This is a genomic window from Leptolyngbya sp. FACHB-1624 (assembly GCF_047649235.1).
GTDB lineage: Bacteria > Cyanobacteriota > Cyanobacteriia > Leptolyngbyales > Leptolyngbyaceae > Leptolyngbya > Leptolyngbya boryana.
The window spans coordinates 716,358-734,000 of record NZ_CP180258.1 but is presented as its reverse complement, the minus strand read 5'-3'; the positions used below and the strand labels follow the sequence as shown (position 1 = coordinate 734,000).

The window sequence follows — 17,643 nt, the reverse complement described above, 5'->3', positions numbered from 1 at the left end:
GCTAGGAGGTTGTAAACCGAGGATGAAGAGATTGAGCAAAAGTTGGACAAGCTTCAACTGGAAGAACTGGACACTCTAGTTCTTGAAGATCGAAGTCTGAAGCGTCTTGTAGCGGAGCCTTACTTTCACTGTATAACAGATGAATCTCTTTCGTAAGATTAGTTCCGATAGCAGCTTCATCTATCAAGCGAAATCGCTTCACAGCCGCCCAGTAAGGCTGATGACAGTTTGCTTCATCGACGATCAATTGATAGAGCGACTGCACACAAGGATGTTTCAGCAACGTCACATCATCGTCTGCTAGCCTCAAATTCCGCAATGCCTCAAGATTTGGAACAATCAATGCTCCGCACCCCTTTTGCCCTGCACCCACAACGATCGCATCTTTCACTAGTGGCGACGATTTTAATCGCGCCTGAATGGGACGCGGTGCGATATATTTTCCACTTGCTAGCTTAAACAGTACTTTCTTCTGTCCCGTCACTTGCAAAAAACCATCTGCCGTAAGCGCACCCAAATCCCCAGTATGGAGCCAGCCTTGCTCATCGATCGCAATTTCAGTTGCCTCAGCATTCTGATAATAGCCGCGCATCACATAAGCTCCTCGCACCAGAATCTCCTGATCCGGCGAGATCGCAACTTCCACGCCTTCGATGAGTTTCCCCACGGTTCCAGCTCGATTGGCGCGATCGCGATTACAACTCACGATCGCACTTGCCTGCGTCAATCCATACCCTTGATAGATGTCAAGACCTGCTGCTGCAAATACTGCTACTAATTCCGGCTTCAAAGCAGCCCCACCACAAAGCACATACTTCAATCGATTGCCAAACAGAGATCGCCACTGCGACAATCCAAACCGAGTGACAAATTTCTGCAGCAGCGCATCCGTTCTGGAATGCCCTAATTGATGCCGTTTTGCAAACCACAGCGTCACTGCAAGTGCGATGCGTTCTCGCCTAGACGTTAAGCGTTCTGCCTGATCCATTGTTTTGCTATACAGTCTCTCCAACAGAAGCGGCACAGTTGCAAGAATCGTAGGTCGAACATCTTTCAGATGTTTAAACACCCGATTCGCACTCGAAAAATAAATCGTATGCCCGTAGTAGAAATGCCCATAGAGCAAACATCGAGCAAACACGTGGGTTAGGGGCAAAAACGACAGAACAATGTCCTCTGCACCCCAATGCAACCGCGATAAACTGGCAAATGCAGCTAAAGCATTCCCTGAGAGATTCTCATGCGTTAGCATGACTCCAAGCCATTGCCCATCTTCTCCGGGTACATAAACTAGCGTTGCTAGATCTTGAGAAGAAAGCGTCTGATAAAGCTCCTGCACTCGACTTGCAGAATCAGCACTCTGGCTCACTTGCTCGATCGAGTAAATGCGTTGCGGAGCGCTCGATCGCCAATCTTCGGGCACTTCTGCAATCAGAATGTACTCTAACTCAGAGACCTGCTCTAGATAAGGTAAAACCTGCTCTAGCAGATCCAGATTTGCAACGATCAATGCCTTTGATCCGCTCTGTTGGAGCACCAAAACAATGGTTTCCAGCGTTTGAGTCAGATCAATCGGCACATCGACAAGCCCTGCTACCAAACACCCCATATCAGCGATCGCAAAGTTGACATCGCTCGGCATTAACAATGCCACGCGATCGCCATGCACCAATCCCAGATTTAACAGTCCCAACGCTAATAGTTCTGCTTTTGTCCGAAATGCTTGATTTGAGAGCGATCTCCAGCCTGCTTCTGTCCATTGATTCAATGCAGCCGCATTCGGGCGTAGCGCGCAAGCTTCTTCTAACAACGAGGGCAACGTCTGTCCTAACACAGATACCGGGTGATCACGTTGAGTGAGTTCCTTAACTCCAAACATCGATCGCAAGAAGAATCCAATTCTTCTCCTCCATAGATGAATTAAGCTTCAATAATCAACGGCTGACACGTTTTTGCGCCAATCAAGTGCCGTTTCAACCAGTCTTTGAGATCTGAGAATACTAGCTCACAATCGGCATCCATATACAGATCGTGATAGTTTCCTGGATATTCCCGATGCTCTTTGTCTGGGAAGATAACTTGCTGGAAGAATAAACGACTGCCTTCGGGTAGCGTCACGTGGTCGCTACTTCCGTGCATAATCAGCAGCGGAATGTTCAATTCAGCCGCATGACGATAAATCCAGCGAACCGTCGAAAAGTATTCCGTTGCGAGTCGTGCACTGGCATAGTCATGTCGCAGCGGATCGTTTAGATAAGCTTCAACGATTGGATTGCTCGCTCCGAGGTGACGAAGACCCAAACGTAAGCTAAATCGTGGGACAGTCCGCGACATGATTCGACCGAGCGCTAACTTCACGAGCGAGATTTTTACTTTTCCCAATGCAGGTGCTGTGACAATCAAGCCCTGAATTTCATCGGGCGATCGTAGAACATAATCGAGCACGATCGTACCGCCCAAACTATGCCCCCATAGAATCATCGGGCAACTGGTTCGCTGCGATCGTACAAAGCGTAAAAAGAGGCGTAAGTCTTCTCGAAACTCCGCCCACGCATTGATATGTCCTCGTTGTCCTGCTGAACGTCCATGCCCTCGTAAATCGAAGGCATAGACTTCATAGCCTTGCGGTACTAAATACTCCACCGCATTCTGAAATACATTGCTATATCCACCCAAGCCATGAACTAATGTAACAACTGCCTGACTCGGCTCGTCAGGATGCCAACTTTGATAATGAAGATTCATCCCCTGCCATCCGGCAAGAGTTCCTTCTCGATGTTTCATAGATTTAATAATCCTTATCTAACCCGTCGCTTTGTAGATGAAGAGAAAAGCGATCCCATTAGAGATGAAGCAATTACCTAACATTGCTGCTAGAGCGCTCCCTCTCTAGAAAAACTAAGTAAATTTAGATGAATTAAATTGAATGTTACGATTCAACTTCAACGGCTGCAATATCGAGCGCAGTTTGCGTTCTGCACGTTTATATTCCTCCAACATTGCTTATGTCGCAATTCTAAACCATCTGTGAAATTAGAGAAAGTGAGGATTCATTTTGCTCCCCATCTTTCCGAATTTTACAAATGGAATAAGATTGCTGTAGGATGCTTAACTTCACTTTAGTAATTTTGAGAGTGACCATCAAGTTCCTGAGTTAATTTTTAACAATCATCTGCAATACCTTTTCTGATCCAAAACTCAGATTGAAAGTAAGCAAATTGCTACCTAAGTATGGAATTCCCATTCTCAAGTATGAGAGATCTCAAAGGACTTGCAGTCTAATATTGCAGGATACAGCTAGGAGCAGAATGGCTATGAAACCTTGGATGATTATTGCAGGTGTTACCTTCTTCGTTTCATTAGGGAGTTTTTTGTTTCGACCGCGTCAAGATTTAGGGTGGGTAAGGCGATTAGAGCTTCCCCAGTGGTTAGCAGTCATCGAGCCAGCAATTCCTATCATTTGGACAATTGTGTTTGCTTGCGGCGCAGGATCTGCAATTTTAGTCTGGCAGCAATCACCAGGCACATTCAACACTTGGCTCTTGATGCTTGGGTACTTGCTGTTAGAAATTGTCACTGTGGCTTATATTCCTTTAACGTTGAGGCTTCAGAGCTTAGCGATCGGGACAGTTTTAGGCGGAGTCGGGGTTGGTTTGGGACTTCTGCTTATGGTGGTGGTTGCTTTGATCAATGTGCAGGCTGCTTTGCTGCTGGTGCCTTACCTGGTTTGGAGTCCGATCGGAACTTATGCAACGCGGGAATTAATTGAACTCAATCCAGACTCTATTTGAATGCGGCTTTTTCTGCTCTCGGTAAACCTGCCGCTAACCTTTAACCTAGTAATCAACCGCATTCGTTTTTCGGAGTGGGGAGATGGGGAAAACCCAAGCTCAGATTGTTTCTTATCTCCCTATCTGATTTATTGTGGTGAACTACTGGTTTGTCAAAATTATTCAGATCCGCAAAACTTCGATCGCGCTTTGCAGTGGCAAGAATTCTTCTATAGCTCAAAATAAGCAAGGGATAGGTGTGGCATTTGCAATCTGCGATCGCAAACTTTACTGACTCTGCAGTTTGATACTACGAGAAGTGCAAACCCGAAATCTAGTTGTTTGAATTGAGAGAGCAAAGTAAAAGCAGTCCAGTGATAAGAGTTGGGTTCTAATTCCTCTACGACAACCTCAGAGCAAGCGCTCAGCCCCTAAATCCAGAATCACTAAGGGTTGAGCGGAGCCTTTTCAGAGTTGACTTGATTGCCTGGGCTACTATTTTCGACGAATTGCAATTGTGTAAGACGGTCTTTGTTTTGCTTCGCGCTGGGTTTTCACAATCCGCAAGTCATGATCGACATAGAGATGCTCGAACTTTGGCGTCGCCAGATAGGTCTTCTCAAACTTCTTCACTGTATTGCGATCGAGATTTTCTAGCTTCAGTTCTTTCGGCAATTCTGTTTTTGTGTTGAATTCTTCGATGCGTTTGTCTAAGACTTCATCAAACCAGGCTTCTGCTCGTTCGATCGTCAATGGGAAAATTCGCCGTCTGACTGCTTGATCGATCGCGACATTTTGAATAAACCATTGCCCGTCGCGAATCTCAAATTTCTGCATCACCATCAGATCATAGGCTGCGAGAAAACTAGAAAGCTTATTTAGCCAGCCTACGCGATGCCCAGGTGCGTAGCGTGCGATGTTGGCATAGTAGCCATTATCGTGAAAGATTTGATACGACTTATCATGCTCCCGACCGGGTAACGCATCATGAAATGGAATCGTTGACCAGATCGGTGTCCACACTCCGAGTACGATCGGAATTTGATCGGCAACGATAGGGTAGGGATTACGTTGCTGAAGTTGTTCAAAATAGGGAGCGAGTACGTCCTTATGAAACAACACCTTTTCTTTCAAAGGAGCGCCATCTCTATCTTTCGTTAACGATAAAATTTCTTGCTTCAGTTCCTCAGTACTCAGGCGCTCTAATCGAACATCATTCGCTAGCATAGGTTGTGCTCCGATCACTCGATCAATGTGGGTTCATCACAACTCTAAGTTAAGAAAATTATCAGAGTTTCCTCTCTGTCTCCAGTTGTGATATAGAAGATCGAACACTAGCTAAAAGATAGATTTGATAGGGAAATAGGGAAATGGGGGAATGGGGAGCAATCTGAATCGAGTTCTCCCTATTCCCCCATTCGCTTGTTTTATATCGGTTTCGACTCCGCTCAATCTGCACAACTCGGTGACCTAGCGTCTTGAGTGAAGTCGAACCGAATCTTTCTCAATCAGGTATTTGCAAGCTTACTTGCGGTGCATTTGTGACCAGACGCGAGTTGGTAAGCCCCAAACGTAGATAAAGCCCTCAGCCGCTTTGTGATCGAATTGATCTTCTGCGCCATAGGTTGCTAGATCGGGGGTGTAAAGCGACAGTTCCGACTTGCGACCGACGATCGTCGAATTGCCCTTGAACAATTTCACGCGCACAGTGCCACTGACTACTTCCTGTGTCTTCTGCACAAAGGCATCTAACGCACTTTTCAATGGGCTGTACCACAAACCGTTGTAAATCATTTGAGAGTAGGTCTCTTCAATTCCACGCTTGTAGTGAGTCACATCTGCGGTCAGCGTCAGACTTTCCAAATCCCGATGCGCTTGAATCAGAACAAGCAAGGCTGGAGTTTCATAAATCTCGCGCGATTTGATACCGACGAGGCGATTTTCGACCATATCAATCCGACCGACTCCGTGATTGCCGACTCGCTCATTGAGTTCTGTCACGAGATCAATCGGATTCAAGACTCGACCGTCTAAGCTTACGGGAATTCCTTTGTCAAACCCGATTTCAACATAGTCTGGCTCGTCGGGGGTGTCAGCGATCGCTTTTGTCATCGCATAGATTTCTTCCAAGGGTTCTGTCCAAGGATCTTCGAGCGGACCTGCTTCAATACTGCGACCGAGTAAATTACGATCAATACTGTACGGCGAGGATTTTTTCACAGGCGACGGAATGCCGAATTTTTCACCGTATGCGATCGTTTCTTCCCGGCTCATGCCCCATTCGCGCGCCGGAGCCAGCACTTTCAAGTCAGGGTTGAGCGCTGCGATCGCGACATCAAACCGCACCTGATCGTTGCCTTTTCCAGTACAACCGTGTGCAACTGCATCAGCTCCATATTCTGCGGCAGCATCGACCAACAACTTTGCAATCAGAGGACGTGCCAAAGCCGTTGAAAGGGGATAGCGATTCTCGTACAGGGCATTCGCTTGAATCGCTGGAAAAGCGTAATCTTTGATAAAGCTAACTTTTGCATCTGCGACGAGAGAAACCGAAGCTCCCGAACTCAGGGCTTTCTCTCGAATTGGCTCTAACTCATCGCCCTGACCCAAATCTGCTGCTAGCGTGATCACCTCTTCCACGCCCCATTCTTGCTTGAGGTATGGAATACAAACGGATGTATCGACTCCTCCGGAATAAGCCAGCACAACTTTCTTTGCACGACCCATGGTTTGCATCTCTCTAATGTAAGACGATCAAGTTTACAATTATGCGGGCAAAATTCTGTATCGCATGACAGGAGTTGCGTAGAATTCTGGACTTAAGTCTTTTTTTCTCTGGGGTGGGGAGTGGGGAGTTTCTATTTAAGAATTTCTCAGACCCGGCAACATTCCGGCTTGAACCACGATCGAGGATACTAAGAACGTGCCACTGAGGAGAGTGCTTTGTGTTTTTGAGTGTTGTCATTCCCACGTACAACCGTAAACCGATTCTAGAAAAGTGTCTGAGAGCAATGGAACGTCAGACCTTTTCGGATTACGAAATTGTCGTCGTCGATGATGGTTCAACCGACGGTACAGTTGAGTGGTTGCAGTCTCATGCGGCAGAATTTCCTCATGTTAGATTGTTCTGCCAAAATCACGGGGGTGCGGCGGGTGCTAGAAATTATGGAGTGGAGCAGGCGAAAGGAGACACGATCGTCTTTATTGACAGCGATTTGGTAGTCACAGATGTGTTTCTTCAATCCCATGTTGAAACACTGATTCAAGGGCAAAAAGAACTCGGACATGATCGCCTATTTACCTATGGTCGCGTGATCAATACGGCAAATTTTGATGATCCAACGTCTGAACCGTATAAATTGACGGACTTTTCTGCGGCTTACTTTGCGACGGGAAATGTGGCGATCGCGCGTCATTGGTTAATCGAAGCAGGACTTTTTGATACCGGATTTAAACAATACGGTTGGGAAGATTTAGAACTTGGAGTGCGCTTAAAAAATTTAGGGTTGAAGTTGATCAAATGTCCCGAAGCGGTTGGATATCACTGGCATCCTGCTTTTTCGCTGGATCAAATTCCGCGATTAATTGATGTGGAATTTCAACGCGGACGAATGGGAGTTGTGTTTTATCAAAAGCATCCGACCTTTGATGTGAAGATGATGATTCAGATGACTTGGATTCATCGAGTCCTATGGGGCGTTTTGTCGATCGGGGGATTGTTGAACGAGAAAACGCTGGCTCCTGTAATGCGATCTCTGATTCAACAAGGCAAACCCCAACTAGCTGAACAAGTCGCTCGAATTTTCTTGAACTGGTATAACGTCAAAGCAGTTTATGCGGCTTATGCTCAATCACAGAAGTAGAGAAAGCCGAGCTAAAATGCCTGTAAATCGAATGAATAGGGCAAATGATTTTATCAACCCTTGATCTGAAACCGATTATCGACTTAACCGACGAGCAGTTCTATCAACTGTGTCGCGCAAATCCTGATCTCAAATTTGAACGCAACACAGACGGGAAAATCACAATTATGTCTCCAACAGGTGGAGAAACTGGCAACCGAAATTTTGAAATTGGGACAGAATTCGGGATCTGGAATCGTCAAGCTAAGTTAGGAGTTTGCTTTGATTCTTCGACTTGCTTCAAGCTCCCAAATGGTGCAAATCGTTCTCCTGATGTTGCCTGGATTGCTCAAGATCGTTGGGATACTCTCACTCCGCAACAGAAGGAAATTTTTCCTCCCATTGCGCCAGATTTTGTTCTCGAATTGATGTCACCAACAGACGCACTCGAAGCAACTCAAGCTAAACTTCGTGAGTACCTAGAAAACGGGGTAAAGCTTGGCTGGCTGATCAATCGCAAGACTCGAAGAGTTGAGATTTATCGTTTGGGTCAACCTGTTGAAGTGTTAGACAATCCTCCTCAACTTTTTGGTGAAGATGTCCTACCAGGATTTGTTCTCGACTTAGCGATCGTGTGGTAATTCCTATAGATTATGGCTTCTCCGAGTTTGTCCACATACTTTGTCTGTATTGGCGAAAACTTCACAGGGTTCTATCACTCTCGTTCCTAATCGCCTTCCTCAATCGGCATTGCCTTATGGTGTTTCTCCTTTTAACCAGTTAAACAATGTTCCAACGCTCAGTTGAAAGTCATGAGCAAACGCGGGAACAGGTAAGAAATCTTCTGGCGCGTCGAGATCGAAGTAATGAGGTTCTTGTTTAGGTTGATAAATAAAGACTGAGAAATCATCTGGATCGATTAACCAGCCCATTTGGCATCCATTTGCAAGACATCGCAAGACTTTCTTCGTCAGCGTGGTTGCGCTTTGCTCAGGTGAGAGAATTTCAATGATCCAATCTGGAACAGAGACAAAATCATCGCTGATGTTTCCTGCTTCATCAAATGAAATGCGATTCCAGGTAAAGACTGCAATATCTGGCACAATAGAGCGTCCTGCAAAAGTACAGCGCAATTCTGGAAATGCCCAAGCAATCTTCTGAGGTTTGAGTTTGGCATTAATGGCTGGAACAAGCTCTCCTTGAAGGGTGCTGTGCTTGACTTTAGGCATGAATTTCTGAATGATTTCGCCATCAATGTATTCGCTGGCAGGCTTGGTTTCTGGAAGGAGCAGGAATTCCTCAAGTGAGATAGATTTTAGGGAAGCTTGAACCATTCTTTTCTTCCTAACGCTTGCCTTTAATTCTAGGCGATCGCAAAAGCCCGTCTATCGTGGCACCTGCAAAAGGGCTTTTGAGTTTCCATTCACAGGCGTAGCAATGTGAGTAGACAGACTTTATAAACTGCTTTCTCAAATGTTGACCGGAACTCACCTTACAGAAAATCCGATCGCGCGGCTTGCGTTTTCTCAAGTTCAGCCTGCAACTCTTCCCATTTCTCTTGCTCAATCAATTGAGTGATGTGATCTAATCGGTCTCGATAAACCGAGAGCGATCGCAATACCTCGCTTTTATTAAACCGAGCCATCATTACGCCTAGCTCAGGATTTCCACCTCCGACGCGGCTCGTATCTCGAAATCCTGAACTCGCTAACATTTTGGCTAAATTCAGCACTGCTTGATCCGATTCGCTGAGACAAGCTGAAATTAGACTTGCACTTGCCATGACTGGCAAATGTGAGATCCATGCCACTGCGCGATCGTGCTCCTCTGGCTGGCAATGAAACAGCTTGACCTGTAGCGGACGTAACAGTGTTTCAATTCGTTCTACAGCCGATTTAGGTGTGACATCCGTGGGAGTTAGCACGTAAGGATTGCCTGCAAATAATCCGTGCAACGCTGCCTCAATTCCACTCTCAGCGGTTCCTGCCATAGGATGTCCGCCCACAAAATTTTTCCAGATTGGAGACAAATCTTTGACGATCGATGCTTTAACTGAGCCAACATCGGTTACAACGGTGTCTAGAGAAATATGCGGGATCAATTGTTGAACAGTTGTCAAAATATGCACAATCGGGGTACATACAAAAATCGCATCCACATCCGCCATCAGTGCCAAATCCGAATCGGCTTCGTCTACGGCTCCCCGAGCGATTGCCAATTCGCATGTGCGTGCTTTGCGACTCACCCCCAACACGGTATGCCCTTGCGATCGCAAATCCAAACCGAGCGATCCGCCAATCAACCCCAAACCGACAATCCCAACTTTCATCTCCAATTTCTCCAACCTGTTACAGGTAATTCTGCGCTACAAGTGGGCATGTTAGCGCTGAATTTACTCCGAAAATTTCAACTTTGCGATACGAGGATTGACAGACCTGTATGAACGTTGAGGAACTTCTAGAACAATATGCTGCCGATCAGCGGGAATTTTCGGAGCTGAACTTGAGTGGAGTCAATCTACCCGGAGTAAATTTAAGTCGATCGACGTTCGCTCAGGCAAATTTTAATGCAGCGAAGCTGACCAATTCAGATTTCAGCAATTCAAGCTGTGAGTACGCTAAATTTCACGGAGCCAAGCTTACCCTCTCCGATTTTAGTCATGCAAATCTTCAACACGCAGACTTAAGCCATGCAGAATTAACTCGTGCAGACTTTAGCGCGGGAGACTTGCGATCGGCGAATTTGAGCTACGCCGATTTACGTGATGCGAAATTGCGAGGTAGTAACTTAAATGCGGCAAATCTGAGCCGTGCTGATCTTCGCTACGCTAACTTACTCTCCGCAACGCTACAAGGCGCAAATTTGACGAATAGCGAACTCAGTAGCACCGATTTATCGGGTGCCGATTTACGTTGGGCAGAACTGCGGCAAGCTACATTGAATCGCGCTAATCTCCAAGGCGCAAACCTGCGAGGTGCAAACTTACGTTGGGCAGATCTCAGCGGCGCAAATTTACGATGGGCAGATTTGACAGGCGCGAAATTAAGTGGGGCGAACTTGACGGGAGCGGATCTCAGTCATGCCATCCTGCTTGATGCAACTTTAGTGCATGTTGATTTATCGCGATCGAATCTCGCTCATGTAGATTGGGCAGGTGCTGATTTGAGTGGTTCCAATCTCACAGGCGCAAAACTCTATGCGGTGTCTCCGTTCGGCGTGAAAACCGCAGGCGCAACCTGTCGCTGGATTGATCTCAGCCAGAATGGCGATCAGAGTCAGATTTATCAATTTATCAGTGAGAATCTCAGCGAATATTTTCATGAGTCTCCACCGATCGTTGAACTTGTGATTGACGATCGCTTAAGTTCAGATGCGCATTGTGCTTTGGCAGTCGCGTATCAACAACTCGCACGCCAGAAGAACGCGATTGTCCCTCCTCAAATCGAAGTGCATAAACGGCGCACGATTCTACGATTTGCGCTCGATCGGGATGAGGATCTGTTTTCTACAGCATTTATTGCGATTCTGCCTTTTACAGATGCCAAAGTCGCGCAGAGTAATTTATTACACCTGCTCAAATCGGTTCCACTTCAAGAGATTGATGATTCGATTGGAATCCAGGCATTTCAGGTGCTGGTGAAAGTTTTGAGCGATTCGATTCAAAAAATTGACCGCTCAAAGTTAGTGCAAGCAATTCCAACGGCGATTCAAAAAATTCGCTTTTTCCAAGCCCCAACGAGATTAATGCTCTCGAATTCTGCTCAGCGATCGCTTGCCATCTACGAGAATCCTCTGTTCGGCAAGCGTCGGATTCAGTACAGTCCTGAAGCAGAACTTCCATTTCTCAATCAACCGATCTCATTTGTGCTGCCTAGCCAAAGTGAAGTGATCGAATTCCTGCAAGGGTTCCAAGCAAGACGATAAGATGCTCGGTGTACATCACGAGTCTTAGCAACTATGGAACGCCTCGGATTTATTGGGCTTGGCATCATGGGAAAGCCAATGGTGCGGAATCTGTTGAAAGCAGGGTATGCGGTCACGGTCTTTAATCGATCGCAAGCCGCGATCGACGAACTCGCTCAAGCGGGTGCAAATCCTGCGACTTCACTCCAACAAGTTGCAGAACAATCTGACATCGTGATCACCTGTCTGCCAGATTCGCCCGATGTGGAAGCTGTGGTGCAAGGACTACTCAAAGGGTTGCGATCCGGGATGTTATTCATCGATATGTCTACGATCGCGGCTGCAACCTCAAAAAAGATTTATGCCGAACTGCAAGCGCGTGGAATTCAAGCCTTAGATGCGCCAGTTTCAGGAGGCGATATTGGGGCACAGCAAGGAACATTGTCGATCATGGTTGGTGGAGAGGCATCGGCATTCGATCGAGCTTTACCCGTCTTACAAGCGATGGGAAAAAATATCGTTCACGTGGGTGATTCAGGAGCCGGACAAATTACCAAAGCCTGTAATCAAATTGTCGTAGCGATGACGGTGCAAGCGGTTGCAGAAGCGCTGACGCTTGCGAAAAAATCAGGGGTTGATCCGGCGAAAGTTCGAGATGCTTTACTGGGCGGATTTGCCCAGAGTCGTGTGTTAGAAGTTCACGGCAAGCGGATCTTAGAGAATAGCTTTCAACCTGGATTCAAACTCGATTTGCATCGCAAGGACATGAATATTGTGCTGCAAACTGGGCGCGAACTAGGTGTTCCTTTACTAGGCAGTAGTCAGGTCACGATGCTGATGGATGCCTTGATTGCTCAAGGAAAAGGCGGATTGGATAATGCAGCGATCGCGCTCCTGTACGATCTCTTGTCTACTCAAAATTGATTGATGCTTGTCTTTGCATGACATCGCACTGCTGATTGATGTGTCAGAGCGTACAAGTTGGAGGAATAGAGGCGATTTCTTCTGCTCTGCTCTTCTGGGGAATCTGGTAGTTCTACGAGGATCAATTTAGGGGGCTTGTGTTCTGATGATTAGAAAAAAGCCCCAGTTATGAGTGATGTCTTTATTTCTTACTCCCGCAAAGATAAAGCATTTGTGGAACATTTGTATCAAGCGCTAAAAGAGCAAGGGCGCGAAACCTGGGTCGATTGGCACGCGATCGAGTGGACAGAAGATTGGTGGCAGGCGATCCAACGCGGAATTGAAGGCACGAACACGTTTGTTTTTGTGCTGAGTCCAAACTCTGTGGAATCTGCGGTTTGTCGGGATGAGATTAACCATGCGGTCAAGCACAACAAGCGATTGATTCCGATCGTGTATCAACCAGTCGAAGCACAACAGGTGCATGAAGCTCTCGGAAAATTGAACTGGCTGTTCTTTTGCGATGCCGACCGATTTGTTGAAATGTTTGGAGAATTAGTGCGATCGATCGATATGGATCTGGAGTATGTGAAGGGACATACGCGACTGTTGGAAAAAGCGATCGAGTGGAATCAGCAGACGCGAAATGAGAGCTTTTTGCTGCGTGGGGTTGATTTACAGACAGCAGAGGCTTGGCTGGTCAAAGGAGCAAGTAAGCAACCGCAACCAACCCAATTACAGGGAGAATACATTAGTGCATCGCGAGCAGCAGAAATCCAACGGCAACAAGCAGAGGCAAGACGGCAACAAGTCTTTATGGCAGGAGTGGGCATGTTCGCATTCTTGGCATTTGGAGCAGCGGCGGTTGCAGTTCAGCAGCGACAGGTCGCAGAACGACGAGGAATTAATGCTGAGCTAAACGCACAAAGCCTCACAGCGATCAATCTGTTGGAGTCTAATTTGGGCATTGAGGCATTGGTTGAAGGCTTAAAAGCAGGACAGAAACTTAAGAGTGCAACCCAAGAAGTCGAGCTAGAAACAGCGATGCGGGTTGTTTCTGCGTTGCGACAGATTGTTTACAGTGTTCATGAACAAAATCGGTTAGAAGGGCATGGCAATACGATCGAGAGTGTCAGTTTCAGTCCGGATGGCAAGACCATTGCAACCGGAAGTTGGGACAACACGGTGAAACTCTGGAATCTCAAGGGCGAAGAACTGAAAACTCTCAAAGGGCATCGCGATGTAGTTAGAAGCGTGAGTTTCAGTCCGGATGGTAAGACGATTGCGACTGGAAGTGAGGACGCGACTATCAAGCTCTGGAATCTAGAAGGTAAAGAACTGAAAACTCTCAAAGGACATGGCAGCCATATCTTATGTGTGAGTTTCAGTCCAGATGGCAAAACGATTGTGACCGGAAGTGGAGATAGGACAGCAAAGCTCTGGAATTTAGAGGGCAAAGAACTGAAAACGCTGAAAGGGCATGATGTTTTTGTTGCAAGTGTGAGTTTCAGTCCCGACGGCAAAACGATCGTGACTGGAAGCGGGGATACAACAGCAAAGCTGTGGAATTTAGAGGGTAAAGAACTGAAGACTCTCAAAGGGCATCGTAGTGCTGTGAAAAGTGTGAATTTTAGTCCCGATGGCAAGACGATCGCAACAGGGAGTGAAGACTACACAGCAAAGCTCTGGAACTTAGAAGGCAAAGAACTGAAAACCCTCAAAGGTCACAGCGGTTATATTACAAGTGTCAGTTTCAGTCCCGATGGCAAGACGATCGCAACGGGAAGCTGGGACGACACGGTGAAGCTCTGGAACCTAGAGGGCAAGGAATTGAAAACCCTCAACGGGCATCTTGAGTCTGTAGAAAGTGTGAGTTTTAGCCCGGATGGCAAGACCCTTGCCACAGGAAGCTGGGATAACACGGTCAAGCTTTGGAACTTAGAAGGCAAGGAACTGAAAAAACTCAAAGGCTATGGCAGTACTACTGTGAGTTTTAGTCTGGATGGCAAGACGATCGCGACAGCAGGTGAGCCGTACACCGCGAAGCTCTGGAACTTAGATGGCAAAGAACTCAAAAAACTCAACGGGCGTAGTCTGGTTGTTCAGAGTATCCACTTCAGCCCCGATGGCAAGACGATCGCGGCAGAAGATGGGGATTTCACAGTGAAGCTTTGGAACTCAGAAGGCAAAGAACTTAGAATCCTTAAAGGACATCGCGCTTTTGTTTCAAGTGTAAATTTCAGTCCGGATGGCAAGACGATCGCGACCGGAAGTGGCGACGAAACGGTAAAGCTCTGGAACTTAGAAGGCAAAGAACTGAAAACCCTCAAAGCGCATAGCATCTCTTTAGCTGTAAGTTTCAGTCCCGATGGTAGGTCAATCGCAACAGGTCTTTTAGACGGCACAGTGAAGCTGTGGAATCTAGAAGGACAAGAACTAAACACCTTCAAGGCGCATCGTGAGCGGGTTACCAGTCTGAGTTTTAGTCCGGATGGCAAAACGATCGCGACGAGCAGTGAGGACAATACGATAAAACTCTGGAATCTAGAAGGACAAGAACTGAGAACCCTCAAAGGGCATCGTGAGCAAGTGAATAGCGTGAGCTTTAGCCCAGATGGCAAGACGATCGCGACCGGAAGTGCAGACAAGACGGTGAAGCTTTGGAATGTGGAGGGACAAGAACTGAGAACCCTCAAAGGGCATCGTGAGCAAGTGAATAGCGTCAGTTTTAGCCCAGATCACAATCAACTCTTACTTGCCTCAGTCACGTCTGATGGAGAAGGTATCCTCTGGAACTTGGATATCAACGACTTGCAACAGCATGGCTGTGAATGGCTCAATGACTATCTCAAGCACAATCTCAATGGCAAGCCGTATCAAAATCTTTGCACTGGCCCTGCTGCGGTTAGCCCTTGGGAACAAGCGATGGGATGGGTGAGAGAGCGGCTGTCGCGATCGTAAATGGAGCGAAATTGACAAAAATATTCGCGCGATCGCACTCACGATTTACGTTCTGAAACTTCCTGCGATGTGCTCACTTCCACTTTGGTAGACCAATCCAACTCAGCCTGACCCAGAACATAAGTCGCGATCGCGTCAATTTCCTCTTCATTCAGTCGCCCTCCGAACGCAGGCATGGCATTCTTGCCGTTGACGACCTGATATCGAATCGCCTCCAACGAATTCATTGCATATTTTTCCAGTGCCTCTTTTCGCAGCGTCTTGTGCGAAATGATCACGTTATTTCCGCCAATATGACAGGCTGAACAATTGGAATTAAACAACTGTTCTCCGCTCGGAACTTCAGCCAAGACTGGAGAAATCCCCACAAAAATTGCGATCGCACAACTGATGAGTGCGATCGCAATTTTTGACCAACATTTAAGCGGATTTGTGCTCATTCTTCTCAATCCTGTGCCGCGAACCTCACCCTATTCTAGAAGGGGATTAGGCTTCAAAACCGAGAAGAACCGAAACTATTGCACAACCACTTTACCGACCATGCCTGCGCCCCGGTGAGGCAAGCAGAAATAGCTGTATTCCCCTTTAGGAGCATCAGCCGGGATCGTGATGTCAAAAGTCTTCTTCGCACCTTCTAGGGCTTTGTGAGAAAGGCTAGCAGCTAAGGCAGCATCTGCACCCGGAACCTTGTCAAACACAACGTTATGAGGCGGCAACTGACCCACTTCAAACTGAATCGTGTCCCCTGCCTTCACATTGACAACTGCGGGTTCAAATACTAGACCCTTCTTGCCACCCATAATCACTTTTACGGTATCTGCTGAAGCAGGAGCAGCAGAAATGAAGAGACTACCTGCAATCAATAGGACTGCACAGAATACCAGGGACAGACCCCGAATAGCGGAAGCGATCGATTTCATAGTAAATTCTCGAACGACATTGTTCTCTAGACTATTTGCTTATTTTACAGCCTGTCGTACTCAGTTTGACATGCTGTAATAGATAAAAAAATTAGATTCTGAAAACCGCTAGAAATTCGTCGTTCCCCATCCTTTTGCTTTGTCCGCCGCTCTGAGAATAAATCCTGATAAGTTCTCAACTTCAGCCTCAGATAGCCATGAGTCTGGAACCTCTCGGCAGAGGAGGTTTTCTTCGCTACCGTCATAGCTCATGGGCTGACGCATAAATTTAACGAGTTGTTCAACGGTGTCACGTGGCGGAGTCGCGTGTCTCAACGTCTCTAGGGACAACGACACTTCTGGATTCGGCAGTGTCGAACCGCCCACATGGCAAGAGGCACAGTGCAATTCAAATAATTTTTTTCCTGCGATCATGTTCTCGGCTGAAAACAATCGTGTTTCGCCTCGATCGTTCATCAATACCGGAACCGGATCGCTAACCTGTAAATACTGTCTAACGTAGGGATCAACCGCTGCCTCAACAGGAAAACTGACCCCAACTAGCACCATACAAGCCGAGCAGAAGATCACCAAGCCACGGAGCCAGCGATTTTGAAGCAAAGCATGTATCAACATAGGCGAGGTCAGTCCCCAAAAAATTGCAATTCAACGTGGTTTAGTAATAGATCTTACCGCCGCCCCACTTGTCACCGACAACTTTCGGTTGCAGCAGGATATGACCTGCGATCGCAACTAAATCTTGTTCGGTCAAGTTACGCATTTCAGGGAAGGTATCCTTGCTCTTGAGGCTCGGATGCACTTCAGAAATATCAGTTGCTCCGTCATAACTCGTCGGCACTTTCATGTAATCGACCAGCGCATCAATATTATTGCGCGCAGGCGTTGCCAAAGACAGCGCTTCGGGGTCAAGTCCAACGTTCGGATCCGTTTTGGTCACGCCACCGACATGGCACTGGGCGCAAGCATATTGAAACAAACGTTTGCCTTCTTTCACTTGCTTGAGCGAAAGCGTGACTGTCCCACCATTGGCATCTTTTGCCACTGTGCGGGTCGCCGCATCCAACTCAGATGCCTGGGCAGACTGGGTACATACCTGAAAGGCAAAAAAGACGGTGGCTACAGCAAGCCAAAGAAATCTTTTAAGCATGGTTCTCCTTAAAATGTGGCTCAGTAATCGGGCTTCACAACACAACACAACAAAACAGCAGACGATAATGGCAGCCTCACCCCAACGGATGAAGGCATCGGCAAATCGAGCGATCGGCTTTGCTGATGATGAGAATAGACCTCTCTAATACCAATATCATGCTGATGTACCCAAGGTTTCACCAATCTTGGATTCAC

18 protein-coding genes are annotated in these 17,643 nt (G+C 47.0%); 7 read left to right on the top strand and 11 right to left on the bottom strand.

Translation table 11 applies throughout. From position 1 onward, the window contains the following. Position 1 precedes the first annotated feature (1 nt). Both ACMUEV_RS03425 and ACMUEV_RS03420 read right to left on the bottom strand, forming a co-directional pair. On the bottom strand, positions 2–1,879 hold the full coding sequence (locus tag ACMUEV_RS03425; RefSeq protein ID WP_190651807.1) for an AMP-dependent synthetase/ligase: 1,878 nt from the start codon (positions 1,877–1,879) through the stop codon (positions 2–4). A gap of 41 nt (positions 1,880–1,920) precedes the next feature. After that, complete coding sequence (locus ACMUEV_RS03420) at positions 1,921–2,784, bottom strand: alpha/beta hydrolase (protein WP_017290695.1); 864 nt, start codon at positions 2,782–2,784, stop codon at positions 1,921–1,923. Between the two features lie 524 nt (positions 2,785–3,308). Between ACMUEV_RS03420 and ACMUEV_RS03415 the strand changes: the two genes are divergently transcribed. Together ACMUEV_RS03415 and ACMUEV_RS03410 are read left to right on the top strand one after the other, a co-directional pair. Continuing rightward, complete coding sequence (locus ACMUEV_RS03415; protein WP_190651809.1) at positions 3,309–3,791, top strand: tryptophan-rich sensory protein; 483 nt, start codon at positions 3,309–3,311, stop codon at positions 3,789–3,791. A gap of 136 nt (positions 3,792–3,927) precedes the next feature. After that, the gene (locus ACMUEV_RS03410; RefSeq protein WP_190651811.1) at positions 3,928–4,065 is read left to right on the top strand and encodes a hypothetical protein; all 138 of its coding nucleotides are present in this window, start codon (positions 3,928–3,930) and stop codon (positions 4,063–4,065) included. A 200-nt stretch (positions 4,066–4,265) separates the two neighbouring features. On the opposite strand, the gene ACMUEV_RS03405 is transcribed toward ACMUEV_RS03410, so the two are convergent. Both ACMUEV_RS03405 and ACMUEV_RS03400 read right to left on the bottom strand, forming a co-directional pair. Next, positions 4,266–4,997 carry a hypothetical protein gene (locus ACMUEV_RS03405; RefSeq protein ID WP_017290698.1) on the bottom strand — a complete coding sequence of 244 codons (732 nt, stop codon included), beginning with the start codon at positions 4,995–4,997 and terminating at the stop codon, positions 4,266–4,268. 297 nt (positions 4,998–5,294) lie between these two features. After that, positions 5,295–6,497 carry an argininosuccinate synthase gene (locus ACMUEV_RS03400; RefSeq protein WP_017290699.1) on the bottom strand — a complete coding sequence of 401 codons (1,203 nt, stop codon included), beginning with the start codon at positions 6,495–6,497 and terminating at the stop codon, positions 5,295–5,297. A 218-nt stretch (positions 6,498–6,715) separates the two neighbouring features. Between ACMUEV_RS03400 and ACMUEV_RS03395 the strand changes: the two genes are divergently transcribed. Beyond that, positions 6,716–7,633 (top strand): glycosyltransferase, encoded by a 918-nt coding sequence (locus tag ACMUEV_RS03395; RefSeq protein WP_190651813.1) that lies wholly within the window; start codon positions 6,716–6,718, stop codon positions 7,631–7,633. Positions 7,634–7,677: 44 nt separating this feature from the next. Beyond that, on the top strand, positions 7,678–8,253 hold the full coding sequence (locus ACMUEV_RS03390) for a Uma2 family endonuclease (protein WP_190651815.1): 576 nt from the start codon (positions 7,678–7,680) through the stop codon (positions 8,251–8,253). 114 nt (positions 8,254–8,367) lie between these two features. Here ACMUEV_RS03390 and ACMUEV_RS03385 read toward each other — a convergent pair whose 3' ends face one another. Both ACMUEV_RS03385 and ACMUEV_RS03380 read right to left on the bottom strand, forming a co-directional pair. Further along, positions 8,368–8,946, bottom strand: coding sequence for a Uma2 family endonuclease (locus ACMUEV_RS03385; protein ID WP_190651817.1), 579 nt, complete (start codon positions 8,944–8,946; stop codon positions 8,368–8,370). Positions 8,947–9,104: 158 nt separating this feature from the next. Then, positions 9,105–9,941 carry a prephenate/arogenate dehydrogenase gene (locus ACMUEV_RS03380; protein WP_190651819.1) on the bottom strand — a complete coding sequence of 279 codons (837 nt, stop codon included), beginning with the start codon at positions 9,939–9,941 and terminating at the stop codon, positions 9,105–9,107. 110 nt (positions 9,942–10,051) lie between these two features. Here ACMUEV_RS03380 and ACMUEV_RS03375 point away from each other — a divergent pair, with 110 nt between their 5' ends. From ACMUEV_RS03375 to ACMUEV_RS03365, 3 genes are all read left to right on the top strand, one after another. Then, the gene (locus tag ACMUEV_RS03375; RefSeq protein WP_190651821.1) at positions 10,052–11,536 is read left to right on the top strand and encodes a pentapeptide repeat-containing protein; all 1,485 of its coding nucleotides are present in this window, start codon (positions 10,052–10,054) and stop codon (positions 11,534–11,536) included. 33 nt (positions 11,537–11,569) lie between these two features. Continuing rightward, a complete protein-coding gene (locus ACMUEV_RS03370; RefSeq protein WP_190651823.1) occupies positions 11,570–12,439 on the top strand; it encodes a 2-hydroxy-3-oxopropionate reductase in 870 nt (289 codons plus the stop codon). 168 nt (positions 12,440–12,607) lie between these two features. Continuing rightward, positions 12,608–15,379, top strand: a complete 2,772-nt coding sequence (locus ACMUEV_RS03365) for an eIF2A-related protein (RefSeq protein WP_190651825.1) — start codon at positions 12,608–12,610, stop codon at positions 15,377–15,379. Between the two features lie 38 nt (positions 15,380–15,417). Here ACMUEV_RS03365 and petJ read toward each other — a convergent pair whose 3' ends face one another. From petJ to ACMUEV_RS03340, 5 genes are all read right to left on the bottom strand, one after another. Continuing rightward, positions 15,418–15,819 (bottom strand): cytochrome c6 PetJ, encoded by a 402-nt coding sequence (gene petJ, locus ACMUEV_RS03360; protein WP_017290707.1) that lies wholly within the window; start codon positions 15,817–15,819, stop codon positions 15,418–15,420. Positions 15,820–15,894: 75 nt separating this feature from the next. Continuing rightward, positions 15,895–16,299, bottom strand: a complete 405-nt coding sequence (petE, locus tag ACMUEV_RS03355; protein ID WP_017290708.1) for a plastocyanin — start codon at positions 16,297–16,299, stop codon at positions 15,895–15,897. A gap of 108 nt (positions 16,300–16,407) precedes the next feature. Then, positions 16,408–16,914, bottom strand: coding sequence for a photosystem II cytochrome PsbV2 (gene psbV2 / locus ACMUEV_RS03350; protein ID WP_190651827.1), 507 nt, complete (start codon positions 16,912–16,914; stop codon positions 16,408–16,410). Positions 16,915–16,954: 40 nt separating this feature from the next. Next, complete coding sequence (psbV, locus tag ACMUEV_RS03345) at positions 16,955–17,446, bottom strand: photosystem II cytochrome c-550 (protein ID WP_017290710.1); 492 nt, start codon at positions 17,444–17,446, stop codon at positions 16,955–16,957. Positions 17,447–17,466: 20 nt separating this feature from the next. Continuing rightward, positions 17,467–17,643 (bottom strand): hypothetical protein, encoded by a 177-nt coding sequence (locus ACMUEV_RS03340; RefSeq protein ID WP_154660840.1) that lies wholly within the window; start codon positions 17,641–17,643, stop codon positions 17,467–17,469.